The 19,100-nt window shown below is 63.8% G+C and carries 19 protein-coding genes; 10 read left to right on the top strand and 9 right to left on the bottom strand.

Features of this window, described 5'->3' with window-relative positions; all coding sequences use genetic code 11:
• Nucleotides 1-19: 19 nt before the first annotated feature.
• Nucleotides 20-835, bottom strand: coding sequence for an IclR family transcriptional regulator (locus tag AWB74_RS22125; RefSeq protein WP_061148869.1), 816 nt, complete (start codon nucleotides 833-835; stop codon nucleotides 20-22).
• Between the two features lie 181 nt (nucleotides 836-1,016).
• Here AWB74_RS22125 and AWB74_RS22120 point away from each other — a divergent pair, with 181 nt between their 5' ends.
• The 6 genes from AWB74_RS22120 to pcaC are packed head-to-tail and all read left to right on the top strand — an operon-like array spanning nucleotide 1,017 to nucleotide 6,147.
• The gene (locus tag AWB74_RS22120) at nucleotides 1,017-1,709 is read left to right on the top strand and encodes a 3-oxoacid CoA-transferase subunit A (protein WP_061148868.1); all 693 of its coding nucleotides are present in this window, start codon (nucleotides 1,017-1,019) and stop codon (nucleotides 1,707-1,709) included.
• Nucleotides 1,710-1,721: 12 nt separating this feature from the next.
• Nucleotides 1,722-2,378, top strand: a complete 657-nt coding sequence (locus tag AWB74_RS22115; RefSeq protein ID WP_061148867.1) for a 3-oxoacid CoA-transferase subunit B — start codon at nucleotides 1,722-1,724, stop codon at nucleotides 2,376-2,378.
• Nucleotides 2,379-2,400: 22 nt separating this feature from the next.
• On the top strand, nucleotides 2,401-3,603 hold the full coding sequence (gene pcaF, locus AWB74_RS22110; protein WP_061148866.1) for a 3-oxoadipyl-CoA thiolase: 1,203 nt from the start codon (nucleotides 2,401-2,403) through the stop codon (nucleotides 3,601-3,603).
• A 4-nt stretch (nucleotides 3,604-3,607) separates the two neighbouring features.
• Entirely contained in the window at nucleotides 3,608-4,969 is a 1,362-nt protein-coding gene (locus AWB74_RS22105; protein WP_061148865.1) for a 3-carboxy-cis,cis-muconate cycloisomerase, read from the top strand.
• A gap of 3 nt (nucleotides 4,970-4,972) precedes the next feature.
• The gene (gene pcaD / locus AWB74_RS22100) at nucleotides 4,973-5,767 is read left to right on the top strand and encodes a 3-oxoadipate enol-lactonase (protein ID WP_061148864.1); all 795 of its coding nucleotides are present in this window, start codon (nucleotides 4,973-4,975) and stop codon (nucleotides 5,765-5,767) included.
• Nucleotides 5,764-6,147 (top strand): 4-carboxymuconolactone decarboxylase, encoded by a 384-nt coding sequence (gene pcaC / locus AWB74_RS22095; RefSeq protein WP_061124585.1) that lies wholly within the window; start codon nucleotides 5,764-5,766, stop codon nucleotides 6,145-6,147. The genes pcaD and pcaC overlap by 4 nt, the downstream gene beginning before the upstream one ends.
• 65 nt (nucleotides 6,148-6,212) lie before the next feature.
• On the opposite strand, the gene AWB74_RS22090 is transcribed toward pcaC, so the two are convergent.
• On the bottom strand, nucleotides 6,213-7,508 hold the full coding sequence (locus tag AWB74_RS22090) for a DUF3443 domain-containing protein (protein WP_061148863.1): 1,296 nt from the start codon (nucleotides 7,506-7,508) through the stop codon (nucleotides 6,213-6,215).
• A gap of 10 nt (nucleotides 7,509-7,518) precedes the next feature.
• Nucleotides 7,519-7,983 carry a DUF2844 domain-containing protein gene (locus AWB74_RS22085; RefSeq protein WP_061148862.1) on the bottom strand — a complete coding sequence of 155 codons (465 nt, stop codon included), beginning with the start codon at nucleotides 7,981-7,983 and terminating at the stop codon, nucleotides 7,519-7,521.
• Between the two features lie 416 nt (nucleotides 7,984-8,399).
• Here AWB74_RS22085 and bamC point away from each other — a divergent pair, with 416 nt between their 5' ends.
• Both bamC and AWB74_RS22075 read left to right on the top strand, forming a co-directional pair.
• A complete protein-coding gene (gene bamC / locus AWB74_RS22080) occupies nucleotides 8,400-9,611 on the top strand; it encodes an outer membrane protein assembly factor BamC (RefSeq protein ID WP_061148861.1) in 1,212 nt (403 codons plus the stop codon).
• A 466-nt stretch (nucleotides 9,612-10,077) separates the two neighbouring features.
• Complete coding sequence (locus AWB74_RS22075) at nucleotides 10,078-10,368, top strand: putative quinol monooxygenase (protein ID WP_061148860.1); 291 nt, start codon at nucleotides 10,078-10,080, stop codon at nucleotides 10,366-10,368.
• Here the strand turns inward: AWB74_RS22075 and AWB74_RS22070 are convergent, their stop codons facing one another.
• From AWB74_RS22070 to AWB74_RS22060, 3 genes are all read right to left on the bottom strand, one after another.
• Complete coding sequence (locus AWB74_RS22070; RefSeq protein ID WP_061148891.1) at nucleotides 10,369-10,629, bottom strand: hypothetical protein; 261 nt, start codon at nucleotides 10,627-10,629, stop codon at nucleotides 10,369-10,371.
• A 154-nt stretch (nucleotides 10,630-10,783) separates the two neighbouring features.
• The gene (gene aceB, locus AWB74_RS22065) at nucleotides 10,784-12,394 is read right to left on the bottom strand and encodes a malate synthase A (RefSeq protein WP_061148859.1); all 1,611 of its coding nucleotides are present in this window, start codon (nucleotides 12,392-12,394) and stop codon (nucleotides 10,784-10,786) included.
• A complete protein-coding gene (locus AWB74_RS22060) occupies nucleotides 12,391-13,218 on the bottom strand; it encodes a haloacid dehalogenase type II (protein WP_061148858.1) in 828 nt (275 codons plus the stop codon). Before AWB74_RS22060 ends, aceB begins: the two co-directional genes overlap by 4 nt.
• Before the next feature lie 138 nt (nucleotides 13,219-13,356).
• On the opposite strand from AWB74_RS22060, the gene AWB74_RS22055 reads away from it, so the two are divergent.
• Nucleotides 13,357-14,259, top strand: coding sequence for a LysR family transcriptional regulator (locus tag AWB74_RS22055; RefSeq protein ID WP_061148857.1), 903 nt, complete (start codon nucleotides 13,357-13,359; stop codon nucleotides 14,257-14,259).
• 122 nt (nucleotides 14,260-14,381) lie between these two features.
• Nucleotides 14,382-14,816, top strand: coding sequence for a universal stress protein (locus AWB74_RS22050; RefSeq protein ID WP_061148890.1), 435 nt, complete (start codon nucleotides 14,382-14,384; stop codon nucleotides 14,814-14,816).
• A gap of 125 nt (nucleotides 14,817-14,941) precedes the next feature.
• Here AWB74_RS22050 and aceA read toward each other — a convergent pair whose 3' ends face one another.
• The 3 genes from aceA to AWB74_RS22035 form a co-directional block, all read right to left on the bottom strand.
• A complete protein-coding gene (aceA, locus tag AWB74_RS22045) occupies nucleotides 14,942-16,249 on the bottom strand; it encodes an isocitrate lyase (RefSeq protein ID WP_061148856.1) in 1,308 nt (435 codons plus the stop codon).
• Between the two features lie 370 nt (nucleotides 16,250-16,619).
• Nucleotides 16,620-18,245: a DEAD/DEAH box helicase gene (locus AWB74_RS22040; RefSeq protein ID WP_061148855.1), complete on the bottom strand. Its 1,626-nt coding sequence runs from the start codon at nucleotides 18,243-18,245 to the stop codon at nucleotides 16,620-16,622.
• Nucleotides 18,246-18,715: 470 nt separating this feature from the next.
• The gene (locus tag AWB74_RS22035) at nucleotides 18,716-18,985 is read right to left on the bottom strand and encodes an acyl-CoA-binding protein (RefSeq protein WP_061148854.1); all 270 of its coding nucleotides are present in this window, start codon (nucleotides 18,983-18,985) and stop codon (nucleotides 18,716-18,718) included.
• Nucleotides 18,986-19,100 lie beyond the last annotated feature (115 nt).

Below are 19,100 nucleotides of genomic sequence, written 5' to 3'. Positions count from 1 at the left end.
CGCGTCAGTCAGTGCAATGTCATCCACGTCGCGCGACCATCTCCGACACGCGCTGCGCCGCGTCCAGAAGCGGCTCCAGAAAAGCCTTCACCATCTGCTTCGCGTTCTTGCGCTGCGCGTTGCCGCTGATATTCAGCGCGGCGATCACGCGGCCTTGCCGGTCGCGGATCGGCGCGGACATCGAAATCAGGCCTTCCTCCAGTTCCTGATCGACGATCGCCCAGCCTTGCCGGCGCACGACGGCGATTGCTTCCTTGAGCGCTGCCTTATCGACGATGGTGCGCGGCGTGCGCGCGACGAGCGAACTCGCATCGAGCGCTTCTTCGAGGCGCGCTTCGTCGAGGGCGGCGAGCAACACGCGGCCCATCGACGTGCAGAAAGCGGGCAGGCGGCTGCCGATCGAAAGATTCTGCGTGATGATCTTGTGCGTCGGCACGCGCAGCACGTAGACGATTTCCGCGCCGTTCAGCACCGCCGCCGAGCAGCTTTCATGCACCTGTTCGACGAGATCTTCCATCACCGGCTCGGCGAGATTCCAGAAGGGCATCGACGTCAGATAGGCGAAGCCGAGATCGAGGATTTTCGGCGTCAGTTGGAAGAGGCGCCCGTCCGCTTCGACGTAGCCGAGCGACTGCAACGTCAGAAGAATGCGGCGCGCGCCGGCGCGCGTGAGGCCGGTGGCGGCGGCGACATCGGTGAGCGTCTGCGCGGGACGGTTCGCATCGAACGAGCGGATGACCGCGAGCCCGCGCGCGAATGACTGGACGTACGCGTCGCCGGGACGAGACGGCGCGTCTTGCGGCTCGATATCGCTGGCGAGAGATGAATTTTTCATAGGCCTTGAATCAACACACCGGTGAAAACCCGTACTTCGACGTTGCTTCGTTGACACGACAACGAATGCAGGACTACCATGCCGATGTTCGCTAAACGAATCCATGTTCGCATGACGAACATTTCAGCGCAAGTGTGCTGACGAGCAGGTAAACCCCAGTTCGAGACAGACAGGAACGGCAATGATCAACAAGATTTTCGATTCGCTCGCCTCGGCCGTCGCCGACGTCAATGACGGAGCGACCATCATGATCGGCGGATTCGGCACGGCAGGCATGCCGTCCGAGCTGATCGACGCGCTCATCGAGCAAGGCGCGCGTGAACTCACGATCGTCAACAACAACGCCGGCAACGGCGACACGGGCCTCGCCGCCTTGCTGAAGGCGAAGCGCGTGCGCAAGATCATCTGCTCGTTCCCGCGTCAGACGGACTCGCATGTCTTCGACGCGCTCTATCGCGCGGGCGAAATCGAACTCGAACTCGTGCCGCAGGGCAATCTGGCCGAGCGCATCCGCGCGGCGGGCGCGGGCATCGGCGGTTTCTTCACGCCGACCGGCTACGGCACCAAGCTCGCGGAAGGCAAGGAAACGCGCGTGATCGACGGCAAGCATTACGTGCTCGAAGCGCCGCTGCACGCGGATTTCGCGCTCGTGAAGGCATACAAGGGCGACCGCTGGGGCAATCTGGTCTATCGTAAAACTGCGCGCAACTTCGGCCCGATCATGGCGAGCGCCGCGAAGACGGCGATCGTGCAGGTATCGAAGGTCGTGCCGCTCGGCGAGCTGGACCCCGAAAACATCGTGACGCCCGGCATTTTCGTGCAGCGCGTCGTAGAAGTGCCGCAAGCGGTGCATGCAGCGGAACTCGCAGCTTAAGGACGAAAAGCCATGAAGAAACTCACTCGTGACGAAATGGCCAAGCGCGTGGCCGCGGACATTCCCGAAGGCGCATACGTGAACCTGGGCATCGGCGTGCCGACGCTCGTCGCCAATCATCTCGCGGCCGACCGCGAAATCTTCCTGCACAGCGAAAACGGTCTGCTCGGCATGGGCCCGGCGCCCGCGAAAGGTGAGGAAGACGACGAGCTCATCAACGCCGGCAAGCAGCACGTGACGCTGCTCACGGGCGGCGCGTATTTCCATCACGCGGATTCGTTCGCGATGATGCGCGGCGGACACCTCGACTTCTGCGTGCTCGGCGCATTCCAGGTGTCGGCGACGGGCGATCTCGCCAACTGGCACACCGGCGCGCCCGACGCGATTCCGGCCGTCGGCGGCGCGATGGACCTCGCGATCGGCGCGAAGCAGGTCTACGTGATGATGGAACTCCTGACGAAGCAGGGCGAAAGCAAGCTCGTCGACGTCTGCACGTATCCCGTGACCGGCGTCGAGTGCGTGAACCGGGTCTATACCGATCTCGCCGTGTTCGACGTGATGCCTGAAGGCCTGGTCGTGCGCGAGATCGTGGAAGGTCTGTCGTTCGACGAATTGCAGAAGCTCGCGAAGGTGCCGCTTCAATACGCGCCGTTGACCGAAGCAGCCTGAGAGAACTCTGGAGACATTGAAGATGAAAGAAGCTTTCGTATGTGATGCGATCCGCACGCCGATCGGCCGTTACGGCGGTTCGCTCTCGTCCGTCCGTGCCGACGATCTCGGCGCGGTGCCGCTGCGCGCGCTCGTCGAGCGCAACAAGGAAGTGGACTGGGAAGCCATCGATGAAGTGATCTACGGCTGCGCGAACCAGGCGGGCGAAGACAATCGCAACGTCGCGCGCATGTCGGCGCTGCTGGCGGGCTTGCCGGTCGGCACGCCGGGCTCGACGGTCAACCGCCTGTGCGGCTCGGGCATGGACGCGATCGGCGTCGCGGCGCGCGCGATCAAGTCGGGCGAAACGAGCCTGATGATCGCGGGCGGCGTCGAAAGCATGAGCCGCGCGCCGTTCGTGATGGGCAAGGCGACGAGCGCGTTCTCGCGTTCCGCCGACATCCACGATACGACCATCGGCTGGCGTTTCATCAATCCGCTGATGAAGAAGCTGCACGGCGTCGATTCGATGCCCGAAACCGCCGAGAACGTCGCCGACGATTACAAGATCAGCCGCGCCGATCAGGATGCGTTCGCAGTTCGTTCGCAGCAAAAGGCGGCGCGCGCGCAGAAGGACGGCACGCTGGCGCAGGAAATCGTCGCGGTGACGATTCCGCAGAAAAAGGGCGATGCGCTCATCGTCGACCGCGACGAGCATCCGCGTGAAACGAGTCTCGAAGCGCTCGCGAAGCTGAAGGGCGTCGTGCGCCCGGATGGCAGCGTGACCGCTGGCAACGCGTCGGGCGTGAACGACGGCGCGGTCGCCATGCTGATCGCCGACGAGGAAACGGCCAAGCGCAACGGTCTCACGCCGCGCGCGCGCATTCTCGGACTCGCCACCGCCGGCGTGCCGCCGCGCGTGATGGGCATCGGTCCGGGTCCGGCATCGCAGAAGCTGTTGAAGCGCCTCGGCATGACCATCGACCAGATGGATGTGATCGAGCTGAACGAAGCGTTCGCGTCGCAAGGGCTCGCGACGCTGCGCATGCTCGGCGTCGCCGACGACGATCCTCGCGTCAATCCGAACGGCGGCGCGATTGCGCTCGGCCATCCGCTCGGCGCATCGGGCGCGCGACTGGTCACGACCGCGAGCTATCAGCTCCAGCGCACCGGCGGCCGCTTCGCACTGTGCACGATGTGCATCGGCGTGGGCCAGGGCATCGCGATGATCATCGAGCGCGTCTGAGCGTATGTTTTCATCGACCGGTCGTCTTACCGATCTGATCTGCGGCAACGCGGCCGCCAACGCCGTGTGGTCGCCGCGCGCGACCGTGCAGGCGATGCTCGATGTCGAAGCCGCGCTCGCGCGTGCATCGGCGTTGCATGGCGTCATTCCGGCGAGCGCGGTCGACTCGATCGTCGCTGCCTGCAATGCAGACAACATCGACGCTGACGCGCTCATGACCGGCGCGGCGGCGGGCGGCAATCTCGCGATTCCGCTCGTCAAGCAGCTCACCGCCGTCGTGAAGGCAAGCGATGCCGAAGCCGCGAAATACGTGCATTGGGGCGCGACGAGTCAGGACATCATCGATACGGGCGTCGTGCTGCAGTTGCGCGCGGCGCTCGATCTGCTCGACGCCGACCTGCTCGCGCTTTCCGAGGCGCTCGTCATGCAGGCGCAGGCGCACGCAAAGACGCCGATGATCGGCCGCACGTGGCTGCAACAAGCGCTACCGATCACGCTCGGCCTGAAGTTCGCGCAGTGGTTGGACGCAGTGACGCGTCATCGTGAACGTCTTGCGGAGTTGAAAGCACGCGCATTGGTGCTGCAATTCGGCGGCGCGGCAGGCACGCTCGCGAGCCTGCGCGACAAGGCGCTGCCGGTGGCGAAGTCGCTCGCGGAAGACCTGAACCTGCAATTGCCCGCACTACCGTGGCACACGCAGCGCGATCGCGTCGCTGAAAGCGCGTCGTTTCTCGGCATGCTCACGGGCACGCTGGGCAAGATCGCGCGCGATATCTCTTTAATGATGCAAACCGAACTCGGCGAAGTCGCGGAACCAGCAGCGGCAGGCAAGGGCGGTTCATCGACGATGCCGCACAAGCGCAATCCCGTCGGCTGCGCGGCCGTGCTGACCGCCGCGACGCGTGCGCCGAATCTCGTCGCGACGATCTTCGCCGGCATGGTTCAGGAGCACGAGCGCGCGCTCGGCGGCTGGCAGGCCGAATGGGAAGCGCTGCCCGATCTCGCGCGTCTGACAGCGGGCGCGCTGTCGAACATCCTCGCGATCGTGCCGGACATGGAAGTGAACACCGATCGCCTCGCGCGCAATCTGAACGTGACGAACGGCCTCGTGCTCGGCGAAGCGGTGATGCTCGCGCTCGGCGATGCCATCGGCCGGCTGGAGGCGCACAAGCTCGTGGAAGGCGCATCGAAGGCGTCGGTCGCGAACGGGACGTCGCTCTTCGACGCGCTCGCCGACAACGAAACCGTCACGCGTCATCTGTCGCGCGATCAGTTGAAACAGTTGCTCGATCCGGCGAACTACGTCGGCCAGGCGCAGGCGTTCGTCGACGCCGCCATCGCCAATTCAAAGAAACAGGAGCGGTAAACCATGCCTCTTGCCGAAGTCAACGGAACCCGGATTCACTATCGCATCGATGCCACCGCGGGCGACAACGCACCGTGGCTCGTGCTGTCGAATTCGCTCGGCGCCGATGTCTCGATGTGGACGCCGAACATCGAGGCGTTCGCGCAGCACTATCGCGTCGTGCGCTACGACACGCGCGGCCACGGTCATTCGGACGTGCCGCCGGGGCCGTACACGATCGATCAGCTGATCGGCGACGTGATCGGCCTGATGGATCATCTGAAGATCGAACGGGCGAACTACTGCGGCCTGTCGATGGGCGGACTGACCGGCATCGGGCTCGCCGCGCGTCATCCGGAGCGCTTCTCGCGTGTCGTGCTCTCGAACACCGCCGCGCTGATCGGCTCGGACGCCGTGTGGACGCCTCGCGCCGCGAAAGCGCGCGAGCCGGGCGGCATGCCCGCGCTGACCGATGCCGTGATCGCGCGCTGGTTCACCGCGCCGTTCATCGAGCGCGAGCAGCTCGAACTCGCCAATATCCGCGACGTGTTCCGCCATACGTCGGGCGACGGCTACGCGTCGAACTGCGAGGCGATCCGCGACGCGGACCTGCGCGGCGAAGCGAAGACCATCAGGCTTCCGGTGCTGGTGATCGCGGGCACGCATGATCTGTCGACGACGGCCGAGCAGGGCCGCGAGCTCGCGAGCTACATTGAAGGCTCTCGCTATATCGAACTGGACGCGGCGCATCTGTCGAACATCGAAAAGCGCGACGACTACACGCGCGCCGCTCTCGACTTTCTCGGAGAACAACAATGACCGACGACGAACGCTACGAAGCCGGCATGAAAGTGCGCCGCGCGGTGCTGTCCGACGCGCACGTGGACCGCTCGCTCACGAACCGCACCGAACTGACGACGGAGTTTCAGAACTTCATCACGCGTTATGCGTGGGGCGAAATCTGGACGCGCGACGGCCTGCCGCGCCATACGCGCAGCCTGCTCACCATCGCGATGATGGTCGCGCTGAACCGCGCCGAGGAACTCGCGCTGCACTTGCGCGCCGCGAAGAACAACGGTGTGACGCAGGACGAAATCAAGGAAGTGCTGCTGCAGACGGCCGTGTATTGCGGCGTGCCGGCAGCGAATTCCGCGTTCCACCTCGCGCAGAAGATCTTCGACGAGGAAAGCAAGGCGTAATCGCTGACTTCTGTCGGTCGAAGAAAAGCCGTCTGCCGGGCTGCGCAGACGGCTTTTTTGCATCTTCAGAACGCGTAGTAGGGACCGGCGCCCGCGGGCGTCGGCCGCCCGGAGAGCGCCGTGAACACGCGGCGTCCGTAGAAGAAGGGCAGACCCCAGTCGAAGTAGCCGCTGGCCGGGCCGGCGAGATTATCGACGGCGAAGTTGCCCGTGCCGAACAGCGCCGTCGATTGCGCGACCGTGAAGCTCACCGCGCTTTGCGCGCCGCTCGACGAGAGGATCGTCGCGGCGAGCGTTTGCGGCGTCGACGGGCAGTACCACGCGCCGCAGCGGGCGAGTGTCGTCGATGGAAAGAAGACGCCGTTCGAGCCGCTGTCGATGAAGCTCGACCCGTACTGGCTGCCGTCGAACTTCGTCGTCACGTAGCCGGTCGTCGAGCCCGACCTGAGCACGACCGCCGAGCCGAGCAAACTGTTCGACTGCGAGCCGATGCCGAAGGTCATCGTGCCCGTCACCGACGATGCGCCGCTGTCCGGCACGTCCGGCAGCTCGATCAGCACGCCGTTGTTGTCGGCGGCGAAGTTTGCGACCGGATTCGTCACCTGCCGGGCGACCGCGAGAGTGCTCGCGACGCAATTGCCCGAGACGCAGTTGTAATACCAGCGCGGCATCGCGGACACCGCGCAGCCTGCGCCGCAGTCGGCGGTGAACGGCCCGACGCCGAGAATGCCGTTGCCGCGCAGCGACGACGCGCTGAGCATCGGCAGGCCGGACTGGGTGCAGTCCGTCGCGGCGTTCGGCGCGGCGCTGTCGGCGATCAGTTGCACGGAGGTCGAACTCGCAACGTGGCCGGCCATGTGGACATCGGCCTCGCGCACCGCACCCCACGTATAGCCCGAGCCGAACACCGCACATTCCGCTATGACGGCGTTCGCGCCGCTGCCCGCGACGATCGGCAGCGCGATCGACGGAGCGAGCGCGGAGGCCAGCACTCGCAGCCCGTGCGAACCGGTATCGACCTGAATATCGTCGATGGTCTGGCAGGTGCTGGTGCCGGGCACGCAGATCGTCACGCTGGTTCGCAGCATGTTGCGCGTGTTGGTGGACGTGCGGGTGACCTGGATAGTCTGGACGTTGGGCGTCGTCGATTGCGGCACTGTCGTGTCGGCGTCCGGCGCCGATGCCGCTGGCGCGCTCGCGGGCGCGGCGGCGCTCGCCGAAGCAGGCGCGCTTGCGGTCACGGGCGTGCTCGCTTGTGCGGCCGGCGCGGCGGACCCGCCATTCGAGCCGCCTCCGCCTCCGCCGCAGGCGTGCAGCAATGCGCAAAGGGCGATCATCGAGAGTAGGGCGCGTGTCGTCATCGTCGCTCTCCTATTCGATGTCCGTCGTGCTGACGCCCGGCGGCAGCGCGCTCGCGAGCCACGCGCGGCCGCTGAACTCGCGCAACCGCACGCGATTCTCGACGACGAGATCGCCTCGCATGACGCGCGCCGTATGCAATCCGGCATCGCCTACAGACGCGTTCGCGGCTTGCCGGAACGTTTCGAAATATGTGCCGAGCAACGACTGGACATCCGCCATCGCGGGGCCGCGCCAGGAGATCGCGTAGACGTCGCCGTGCGAATCGACATATTCACGCACGACGATGCCGTGCGCGTCGGTCGTCTCGTGATATCGCACGAGTCCGCCCTGATGAAGCTGAAGCACGACATCGCCCTGCGACGCGCTTCCGGTGCGCCCGGTCGCCCCGAGTTGCGCATGGACGGACGACGCCGTGCCGATCGCGAGGATGGCCAGTCCGGCGACAGCGTAGTAAGGAATTCTTATTTTGTTCACTGACTTCTCTCCGTTAATTAGGACTCTTCTTATTTTTGAGATTAGATTTTAGTGGGAGAGCGAAGCGCGGCGATTCGGGGGATCACTTACCCACGGCCTATGTTCCGGCGTGGGCAAAACAGGAAGTGCGTTATGAATCAGCAGGTTGCGAGGAATGAAAGACGAAATTGCCAATTTTTGTAATTGTCATAAATTGTCAATTCGTCGCAAAGAGTCTTAAATAAGAGAGGCGAGTGCTGAATTTGCTGCGCGCAGTCTGATTTCTGCGTCTGAAGGCAATATCGCAAAAGAGAGTGCTGCCAGCGCCGGCGAGAGGCCGCTCGGACCTCTTTTTTTCACGGCGCAGCGCCGGACCGGTAAAATAACGGGTTGATCCACGGAAGAACGCCCGTGGCGTAGCGGAAGGATTTTTCCAAATGACAGATTTTCGTGTAACCAAGCGGATGGCTGCGCTGTTCGCCGTGGCTGGAATCGTGGCGGGATGCGGGTCGTCCAATCCCAATGCGTTCAATTACAAGAGCGATCAGCGTTCCAAGCAGGTGTCTCTCGCCGTGCCGCCGAATCTGCTCGATGAAGCCGCCGACCAGCGCTCGCTGCCGCCGCAGGGCGGTCAGGCCACGCTGTCCGATCTGCAGCAGATCCAGAAAGTCGCACCGAATGCGCCCACGGTGGTTCCGCCGGTGTCGGGCATGCACGTTCAGCGCGACGGCACGGAGCGCTGGCTCGTCATCGACAACAAGACGCCCGATCAGGCCTGGCCGCAGGTCCGCCGCTTCTGGCAGGAGCAGGGCTTTCTGCTCGTCGTCGATCAGCGCGACAAGGGCGTGATGGAAACGGACTGGAACGAAACCCATCCGCAGATTTCCGACGGTCTGATTCGCGACACGCTCGCGAAGGCGACCGGCAACTCGTACGTGACCGCCGAGCGCAACAAGTACCGCACGCGCCTAGAAGCGGCGCCCAATGGCGGCACTTACGTGTTCATCAGCCAGAAGGGCATGCGCGAGGCGCTGACGGGCGTGAACAACGATTCGAGCCAATGGCAGGCACGCCCGAACGATCCGGCGCTTGAGAACGAGTACCTGAAGCGGCTGATGTCCTCGCTCGCGCTGGCCGATCAGCGCGTGGCTTCGGGTGGCGCAACGCCGCTCGACGCGCCGGCTCCGGCAGGCGCCGCGGGCGCGCAAGGCGCGAAGGGTGGCGATGCGAAGGCGGCATCGGTCGCAGCGCAGAACGTCGCGCTTGCGGGCAATTCGCCGATCAGAAACGAGACCGTGCCCGAGGCCACGACGTCGCAACTGACCTTGCCGGAAGCTTACGACCGCGCGTGGCTGCGCGTGGGCATCGCGCTCGATCGCGCCAACTTCACGGTGGACGACCGCGACCGCAACAAGGGCGTCTATTACGTGCGTTATGTCGACCCGACCGACAAGTCATCGGCGGAACAGGGTTTCTGGAGCCAGGTCTTCCACGGCCGCAAGGAAATGAAGGCGAAGCAATACCAGATCAACGTACGCGCAGTTACGGAGCAGCAGACGCGCATCGCGATCGTCGACGACAAGGGCGACGTGGACGCGTCGCCGCAAGCGCGCCAGATCATGGCCTTGCTCGCGGACCAGATCAGCTGATCGTTCTTTCGCGCACGATTACAAACGAACCGCCTCCTCCGCGAGGCGGTTTTTTTGCGTCTTTTTTCTCGCGCAAACGATGTGCGCGAGGATCTCTTCAGCATGCACAGAAATGCGAGAGTCGTCGGAGAATAGCGCAGACAATTCTTTCTATCGGGAAATGTGCGCAAAAGCTTATAGAAATCGACGCGTGGACAGTACATTGCATCAATGGCGCGACAGGCCGCCCGAACGTTCTCCCGAAGCGCGCTGATCCGGCGCGTCACAGCAGACAAGCAGATGACTGGTTCGCCGTGCGCGAACCCCGATGGCCCCGTCGCCTATCCTCGTAGGGCGACGGTTTTTGCCCGCGTTTCAATTGGAACGCGGGCTTTTTCTTTGGCTTCGGATTTGCGCGATTCAGCGAGCTCGGGCGCGCGCCGTTATGCTCGTGCTTTCACCACTGCATTGAAAACAGGAGAACGTTATGTCGGAAGTTGCCGTCGTCGCCATTCTGGTCGCGAAGCCGGGCAGGGAAGAGGAATTGAGGCAGGTGCTGGAGGCCAATGTCGAGCCGACGCGCAAGGAAGCGGGCGCGCTGCAGTACGACTTGCACCGCGACATCAAGGAGCCGCGGCGCTTCATCTTCGTCGAGCGCTGGGAGAGCGAGTCCGCGCTCGCGAAGCACGGCGAATCGGCGCATATTCAGGCGTTTCGCGCCAAATCGCCGGATCTGTGCGAGCACGCGGAAGTGCGCGTCGCAAGCAAGATTCTCTGATCAGTGCGTTTCGTGCGGAACGTCGAGAATCAGGACGATGGTCCAGTCGGCGTCGCCGTCATGATGATACTGGCGCTCCGCGACGATGAACGGCTGCTGCTTGCCGGCCGGCCCGAGAAAGAGCACGTCGCCTTCCACGGGCAGGCACTCGACGGGCGGCAGCGCTAAAAGCGCGTCCTTGTTCGCGTTGCGCGGCATCAGTTTTTCGATTTTGCGCGATGCCGCGTCGGTCCATTCGATATCGAGCTGGATATTGCTCATGCTGTCGTTCGCACGGTCAGTGCGCTCCACGGTTGAATCGTTGAAAAGACGATGCGCAATGTAGCACACGCCGTGCTCTGGCCATGAGGCGCCTCGAACGAAAAAAGCGGCCCGGCGGCCGCTTTTTCTTCGTCAGCGAAAGCGTGCGAAACGCTCAGATTTCCTCGTACAGCGGCAGCGTCAGAAACTCCGTGAAATGCGCCGACGTCGACATCTCTTCGAAGATTTTCGCGGCGCGATCATACGGCTTCGTATCAGCGCCCGACGCGCGGACACTTTGCTTCACCTTTTCCAGCTCGTCGACGGTGATCTCGCGCACCATCGCGGCCGTGACCTTGCGACCGTCGTCGAGCTTGCCCTTCGGCGAGCGGATCCACTGCCACACTTGCGAGCGCGAGATCTCGGCGGTCGCAGCGTCTTCCATCAGATTGTGGATCGGCACGCAGCCATTGCCCGCGAGCCACGAACCGAGATAGTGAATGCCGACGTTCACGTTGTTGCGCAGGCCCGCTTCGGTGATCGGCTCTTCCGGGCGGAAGTCCAGCAGATCGTGTGCGGTCACCTGCACGTCGGTGCGCTGCTTGTCGATCTGATTCGGCCGGTCGCCCAGCACCTTCACGAACTCTTCCATCGCGATCGGCACGAGGCCCGGATGCGCGACCCAGCCGCCGTCGTAGCCGTCGCTGGCGTCGCGCGCCTTGTCGGAGCGCACGCCGCCCATCGCGCGGTCGTTCGCGGCGGAATCGTTCTTGATCGGAATCAGCGCGGACATGCCGCCGATCGCTGGCGCATGGCGCTTGTGACACGTCTTCAGCAGTTCGAGCGCATAGGCGCGCATGAAGGGCGCGGTCATCGTGATCTTCGCGCGATCGGCGAGACAGAAGTCCGTGTCGTTCTTGAACTTCTTGATCGCCGAAAAGATGTAGTCCCAGCGGCCCGCGTTGAGGCCGGAACTGTGTTCGCGCAGTTCGTACAGAATCTCGTCCATTTCGAACGCCGCGAGAATCGTTTCGACGAGCACCGTCGCGCGAATCGTGCCGCGCGCAATGCCGACGCCTTCCTGCGCCGCGACGAAGATGTCGTTCCACAGGCGCGCTTCGAGATGGCTTTCCATCTTCGGCAGATAGAAGTACGGGCCGCTGCCGCGCGCGATCAGCTCCTTCGCGTTGTGAAAGAGAAAGAGCGCGAAATCGAAGAGGCCGCCCGACACGCGCTGACCGTCGACGCTCACGTGCTTTTCATCCAGATGCCAGCCGCGGGGGCGCACGATCAGGGTCGCGATCTTGTCGTTGAGCGTGTACGACTTGCCGTTCTGTTCCAGCGAAATCGTGCGGCGCACCGCTTCCTTGAGATTGATCTGGCCGACGATCTGATTGTCCCAGTTCGGCGCGTTCGAATCCTCGAAGTCGGTCATGTACGAATCCGCGCCGGAGTTGAGCGCGTTGATGATCATCTTGCGCTCGACCGGCCCGGTGATTTCGACCCGACGGCATTGCAGATCCTTCGGCAGCGGCGCGACTGTCCAGTCGCCTTCGCGGATCGATTTCGTCGCTTCGAGGAAGGCCGGGCGCTCGCCGGCATCGAGACGCTTCGTGCGCTCGACGCGCGCGGCGAGCAATTGCTGGCGGCGCGGCTCGAACTGGCGATGCAGCGCGGCGACGAACGCGAGCGCCTCGGGCGTCAGGATGGTCTCGTAGCCGGGCTTGAAGTCGGCCGAGATTGCCATGCCTTTCGGGAACGAAAGTGAGTTCGAGGGATGCGTCATGGTTTTCTCCTTGGTCGGTCAGACGGTTTTGCGGTTTTTGCCTTGGGTGTTGCCGAAGCGGCGTTCTGTTCTGCACAGCCGCCTTCGATGAATGCGATGAGTTCGTCCATGCCGCGCCCGCTGGCGTCCGGCGCGACGCCGAGTTCCTCGACCGGCAGCGCCGCGCGGTTGATCCAGAACGTCGTGTAGCCGAACCACGCCGCGCCGGCGACGTCCCAGCCGTTCGACGACACGAACACGATGTCGCGCGCCTGGAGCTGTGACGCGCCGAACGCGCGCGTGCCGAGCGCATACGCGGCAGCGGCGGGCTTGTAGGCGCGCACGGCATCGACGGACAGGACGTGATCGAAGAGCCCGCTCATGCCGGCGCTCTTCACGGCGATATCGAGCATCGGCGGATTGCCGTTCGACAGGATCGCGAGCGGAATATCGAAGCGCTCGCGCAATCGCCGGAGCGCGGGCACGGTGTCGGGGAACGCGGACAGGCAGGCGTATTCGTCCATCAGACGCTTTTCGGCGGCGGGCGTCAGCGCGTCGGCGAGATTGAGACACGCCGCGGCATGGCGCAGCGCATCGATCGTGATGGTCCAGAAGGGCTCGTAATGCGAGCCCGCCGGATCGGCGAGCGTGCGCAGCTGCGTGTATTCGATCTGCTTCTGACGCCAGAGCTTCGAGAGCGCATCGCCGTGACCGGGAAAGAGCTGCTCGGCGGCCGCAACGACCGAATGGACGTCGAAGAGCGTGCCGTAAGCGTCGAAGATGACTGCGCGGGGCCGAGCGATATAAGCGGATGAAGATGATGGGGTTGTCGTTATGGCCGACATTGCCTTGCGCTCCGTCTAGAGGTCGGGATCGATTGTATTCGTGATCGAAGTGATGGAAAAAGCATCGTCGGATCACTTGATCTTTTACTTTTCTGCACCTAATCTCAACGCGGGTGGCTAAATTGACGACGAACACGCATGGATCGGTTCAAGCAGATTGAGACGTTTGCCTCCGTCGCGGCGAAGGGCAGCCTGTCGGCGGCTGCGCAGGCGGAGGGCATCGCGCCGGCGGTCATCGGACGCAGGCTGGATGCGCTCGAGGAGCGCCTCGGCGTGAAACTGCTCGTGCGCACGACGCGCAAGATCACGCTCACGTTCGAAGGCTCGGCGTTTCTCGAAGACTGCCAGCGCATCATCAACGACATGCAGAACGCGGAAGCGAGCGTGTCGGCGGGCGGCGTGAAGGCGAGCGGGCATTTGCGCGTGTCGGCGCCGGCGGGCTTCGGGCGGCGCCACGTCGCGCCGCTCTTGCCGACCTTCACGACGCTGCATCCGGATGTGTCGGTGAGCCTCGATCTGACCGACCGCATGGTCGATCTCGTCAACGAAGGCTTCGACTGCGCGGTGCGCCTGGGCGAGCTGCCGGATTCGTCGCTCGTGTCGCTGAAGCTCGGAGAGAACCGGCGCGTGTGCGTCGCGTCGCCGGACTATCTTTCGAGGCGCGGCCATCCGGCCGATCTCGCCGCGCTCGCGAATCACAACTGTCTTGCGCTCGGCGCGTCGGCGAATCAGCAGCGCGGGTGGGTGTTCCAGCAGGACGGCAAGGTCGTGACGATCAAGGTCTCCGGCACGATGGAATGCTCGGACGGCGCTGTATTGCACGAGTGGTGTCTCGAAGGCCGTGGCCTTGCGTGGCGCTCGTGGTGGGAGGTCGGCGAGGATATCGGCGCGGGGCGTCTCGTGAGCGTGCTCGATGCGTTCGCCGCTCCGCCGATCGGCATTCATGCGGTGTTTCCGCAGAGACGGCATTTGCCGTTGCGCGTGCGGTTGTTTCTCGATTTGCTGAAGCATACGTATAACGCGGCGGGGTATTGGGGGTAGGCCGTTCGGAATCCTATCTACGCGCGGGCCCGGCATTGCCGGAAGCGGGGCATCGAAACTTCTTCTGCCTCGATCCGCGTTACTACAATGGAACCACGCACTCACGGAACGAAGAGGACGCCATGTTCAAACATATCCTTGTGCCGACCGACGGCTCCGAGCTATCGCAAAAAGCTATCGACGGCGCGATCGATCTCGCGCAATCCGTCGGCGCGCGCATCACGGCTTATGCGTGTCTGCCGCAGTACCCGTATTCGCCATTCGCCGATGTCGCCGTCGAGCCGCCCGACGACTTCCACGCGCGCGCCGAAATCGAAGCCCGCGAACACCTGCGCGCGGTCGAGCGCGCCGCCGAAAGCGCGGGCGTGCCCTGCGCGAGCGTGACGAGCATCGATGCCGCGCCGTATATCGGCATCATCGAAGCGGCGGAGCAAAACGGCTGCGACGTCATCCTGATGGCTTCGCACGGGCGGCGCGGTCTCGGCAGCCTGCTCATCGGCAGCGAGACGCAGCGCGTGCTCACGCACACCAAGATTCCCGTGATCGTGTATCGGTGATGCCCGAACATGCTCAAGCGGAAGCGCACCCGCGATGCGCTTTCGTTTGAGCGGCGGCCGTGGCGCATTGCTGCACGCGCCACGGCCGCCGCCTTATTTACCGCTCTCCCTGATTCAGCCTGCTGTCAGGCCACCTTCTTGTCGAAAAACTGCTCGTCTTCCGTCGAGCCGTGCAGCGCGGTCGTCGAGGCATCGCGCTCGACGGTCTGCGTGACCGCATCGAAATAACCCGTGCCCACTTCGCGCTGATGCTTGACCGCCGTGAAGCCCTTGTCGGCGGCGGCGAATTCGGCCTGCTGCAGTTCGACGAACGCGCTCATCTGCGAACGGGCGTAGCCGTGCGCGAGGTTGAACATCGAGTAATTCAGCGCGTGGAAGCCGGCGAGCGTGATGAACTGGAACTTGTAGCCCATCGCGCCGAGCTCGCGCTGGAACTTGGCGATGGTCGCGTCGTCCAGATTCTTCTTCCAGTTGAACGACGGCGAGCAGTTGTAGGACAGCATCTTGTCCGGAAACTGCTTGTGGATCGCCTCCGCGAACTTCTTCGCGTATTCCAGATCCGGCTTGCCGGTTTCGCACCACACGAGATCGGCGTAGGGTGCGTACGCGAGGCCGCGCGACACCGCTTGCGCCAGACCCGGCTTGGTGCGGAAGAAGCCTTCCACGGTGCGCTCGCCGGTGAGGAACGGCTTGTCGTTGTCGTCGATGTCGGACGTGACGAGATCGGCGGCTTCGGCATCCGTCCGGGCGATGACCAGCGTCGGCGTGCCGCACACGTCCGCCGCGAGACGCGCGGCTGTCAGCTTCGCGACGTTCTCGCGCGTCGGCACCAGCACCTTGCCGCCCATGTGGCCGCACTTCTTGACCGACGCGAGCTGATCCTCGAAGTGCACGCCCGCGGCGCCGGCTTCGATCATCGCTTTCATGAGTTCGAAGGCGTTCAGCACGCCGCCGAAACCGGCTTCGGCATCGGCCACGATCGGCGCGAAGTAGTCGATATAACCTTCGTCGCCCGGATTCTTGCCTTCGGACCATTGAATCTGATCGGCGCGCGTGAGCGTGTTGTTGATGCGCTTCACGACGAGCGGCACCGAGTTTGCCGGATACAGCGACTGGTCCGGATACATTTCGCCCGCGACGTTGGCGTCGCCGGCCACCTGCCAGCCTGACAGATAGATGGCCTTGAGGCCGGCTTTGACCTGCTGCATCGCCTGATTGCCGGTCAGCGCGCCGAGCGCGTTCACGAACGGCTCTTCGTGAATCGACGCCCAAAGCCTTTCGGCACCGCGGCGCGCGAGCGTGTGCTCCTGTTGCACCGAGCCGCGCAGACGCACGACGTCATCCGCCGAGTAGCTCCGCTTGATGCCTTTCCAGCGCGGATCGGTTTCCCATTGCTGCTGGAGTTGTTGAGCTTGTTGTTGACGTGAGGTCATAGCTACTCTCCGTGAGACTGGACTGAACGACGAATGACGAATCGATGATCCTGACGATGTGAGCTGCGTTTGTTCAACTCTTATATAAGAGTCTAGGCAAAGCGCTGCCTGCGAAACACCCTTTTGAGGAAGATTTTCAGATTATTTTTTATAAATTAATTCAGTGAGATAGGAGCGATATACCGTATTGTGGAATGGCCTTTCCTATCTTGCAACGGTGAGCATTGTGCCGCGCAGCACCTCTTTTGCGACGCAAAAGGCCATTGCGCATCGTGAAATATGGCGACAAGGCGAAAAAAAACCGATGCGCGAGGCATCGGTTTTTTTCGAGGCAAGGGAATCGGCGTAGGAACCGCTTTCCGAGTGCTGCTTAGCTGCCGCGGCGCGGCGCGCGCGGACCGTCGTTGCGGCGTGCGCTGTAGCCGTCGCGCGAGCCGTAGCCGCCTTCGCCACGGTTGCCGCCGCGATAGCCGCCATCGCTGTTGCCGCCACGATAGCCACCGCCTTCGCCGCGGTAGCCGCCGCCGTCACGCGAACCCGCGTTCGACTTGTTGCCGTAGCCGCTGGCATTGCCTGCGCCATAGCCGCGGCCGCTGCTGCTGCCGCCACCGTTGCCGCCGAAGCGGCGTCCGCCGTTGCTGCCGCCCGGACGGCCACGGCCGCCACCGAAACCGCCCTTCGGGGGCGACTTGCGCGGCTCAAAGCCTGCGACGACGTTCACCGGCAGCGGCGAACGCACGAAGCGCTCGATGCGCTTCAGCGCGCCCATTTCGGCGTAATGCACGAGGCTCACGGCGGTACCGCTGCGGCCCGCGCGGCCCGTACGGCCGATACGGTGCACGTAGTCTTCGGCGAACTTCGGCAGGTCGTAGTTGAAGACGTGCGTGATGCCCGGAATGTCGATACCGCGCGCGGCGACGTCGGTCGCGACCAGAACGCGCACGCGGCGCTCGCGCAGCGCGCGGATCGTGCGGTTACGCGCGCCTTGCGGAAGGTCGCCGTGCAGCGCGGCGGATTCGAAACCGGCGTCGGCGAGACGATTGGCGATCAGATCGGCATCGCTCTTCGTCGCCGTGAAAACGATCGCCTGATCGAGCTCTTCGGCGCGCAGCAGGTGATCGAGCAGACGATCCTTGTGATCGCGGTCGTCGACGTAATGCACGGTCTGCGCGATGTTGCTCTTCGCTTCGAGCTTCTGCACGATCTCGATGCGCTCCGGATCCTTCAGAAGGCGGCCGGTCAGCGACGAGATCTTGCCGTCGATGGTCGCGGAGAAGAGCAGCGTCTGACGCGAGGCGGGCGTCGCGTCGACGATCCGCTCGATGTCTTCGATGAAGCCCATGTCGAGCATGCGGTCGGCTTCATCGAGCACGAGCATGTTCAGTTCGGACAGGTCGATGCGGCCGCGCTCCAGGTGATCGATCAGACGGCCCGGCGTCGCGACGAGGATTTCGGGGTTCTTCGCGAGCAGCATCAACTGCTGGCCATACGCGACACCGCCGAGAATGCTGACGGTGCGCAGGCGGCGCAGATGTTTGCCGTACGTCGTCGCGGCAGTGGAAACCTGCATCGCGAGTTCGCGCGTCGGCGTGAGCACGAGCAGACGCGGGCGGGCAATGGGCTGCGGACGGCGCGCGGGCTTTGCGTTCGGATCGCGCGGCGCGCGCGGTTGCTGCGCTTCCAGCTTTTGCTGTTGCGAGAATTTTTCGATGGCCGGCAGCATGAATGCCGCCGTCTTGCCGGAGCCGGTCGGGCTCGACACGAGCAGGTCGCGGCCGGCGAGCGCAGCGGGAATCGCGCGCTGCTGCACGGGCGTCGGGTTCTGATAGCCCGCGGCGGTCAGCGCGGACACGATGTCGGCGCAAAGACCGAGGGATTCGAAACTGGGGCCGGTGGGCTGCTCGACTGCCGGAGTAGCCGGGGCGTCTGTAGTGGGGGTGATGCCGATTTCTGCTGCGAGGTTTTCCAACGGGCTAGCGGTGAAGCTCGAAGTCATGTCGATCCTTGAAACGGGGAATAAGGCGTCGGCGCCAATCGGCATACCCAGGTCGTTGGATTCAGCGAGCGAAGAAACAGCGAGCAAATCGAAAAACGGGGGCCACTCGCGCGAACGTGCGGCGAGTATCTTGGTTAGAAGCTGTATCGGATACGGCAGGCCGGGTCGTTCGCAAGAACGGCAAGCACTGACGTCAGCCTGATGCATGACGGGCCGTGAATCAAACTGCGCGCAATACAACCGCGCAATGGCCTGGCAGGGAGGGGACAGTTTCTAAACTGGATTGGAGCGAAACGCTACGAAGCGCCTTGCTGCGTGTGGCTTTGCGCGGGCTTTGCCCGTTTGGCGTGCAACCCACAGTCGAGCGCTAGCCGCTAGTATATCTGAATTTGCTGCACTGCGCCACATTTCGGCGCATCGTCGCGCCATCTCCGGGCATCGCGACGGCGCGACGCCCGTTTTCGTCGATATCAGGCGGCTTCGCCCCGTTTCAGCGATTCGACTAGTTCGACGTAGCGTACCTTCGCGTCATCGGCGGGCGTGCCCTGGAGCGCGGCCCACGCTTCGTATTTGTACTTGCCGGCGATGTCGGTGAAACCCGGCTTGTCGCCCTCGACGTCGCCGATGCTCGCCTGCTTGAAGAGCGCGTAAAGACGCAGCAGCGTGAGATTGCCGGGACGTTCGGACAGTTGCGTCACATCGGCTTGCGCCTGGGAGAATTGCTGGTCGATGTCGGTCATGCATGCTCCGTTGTTATCGAGATGGCGGACCATCTTAGCAAGCGAGGCCGGCGCCGCCTGTCGAGGCTTTCCTCCAACCGAGGGCGTCTTCCAGACGCGATTCGGAGCGCGCCGC

It is taken from the genome of Caballeronia arvi, assembly GCF_001544695.2.
Classification (GTDB): domain Bacteria; phylum Pseudomonadota; class Gammaproteobacteria; order Burkholderiales; family Burkholderiaceae; genus Caballeronia; species Caballeronia arvi.
The sequence above is the reverse complement of the archived record's forward strand: the minus strand, read 5'-3'. Positions and strand labels throughout refer to the sequence as shown.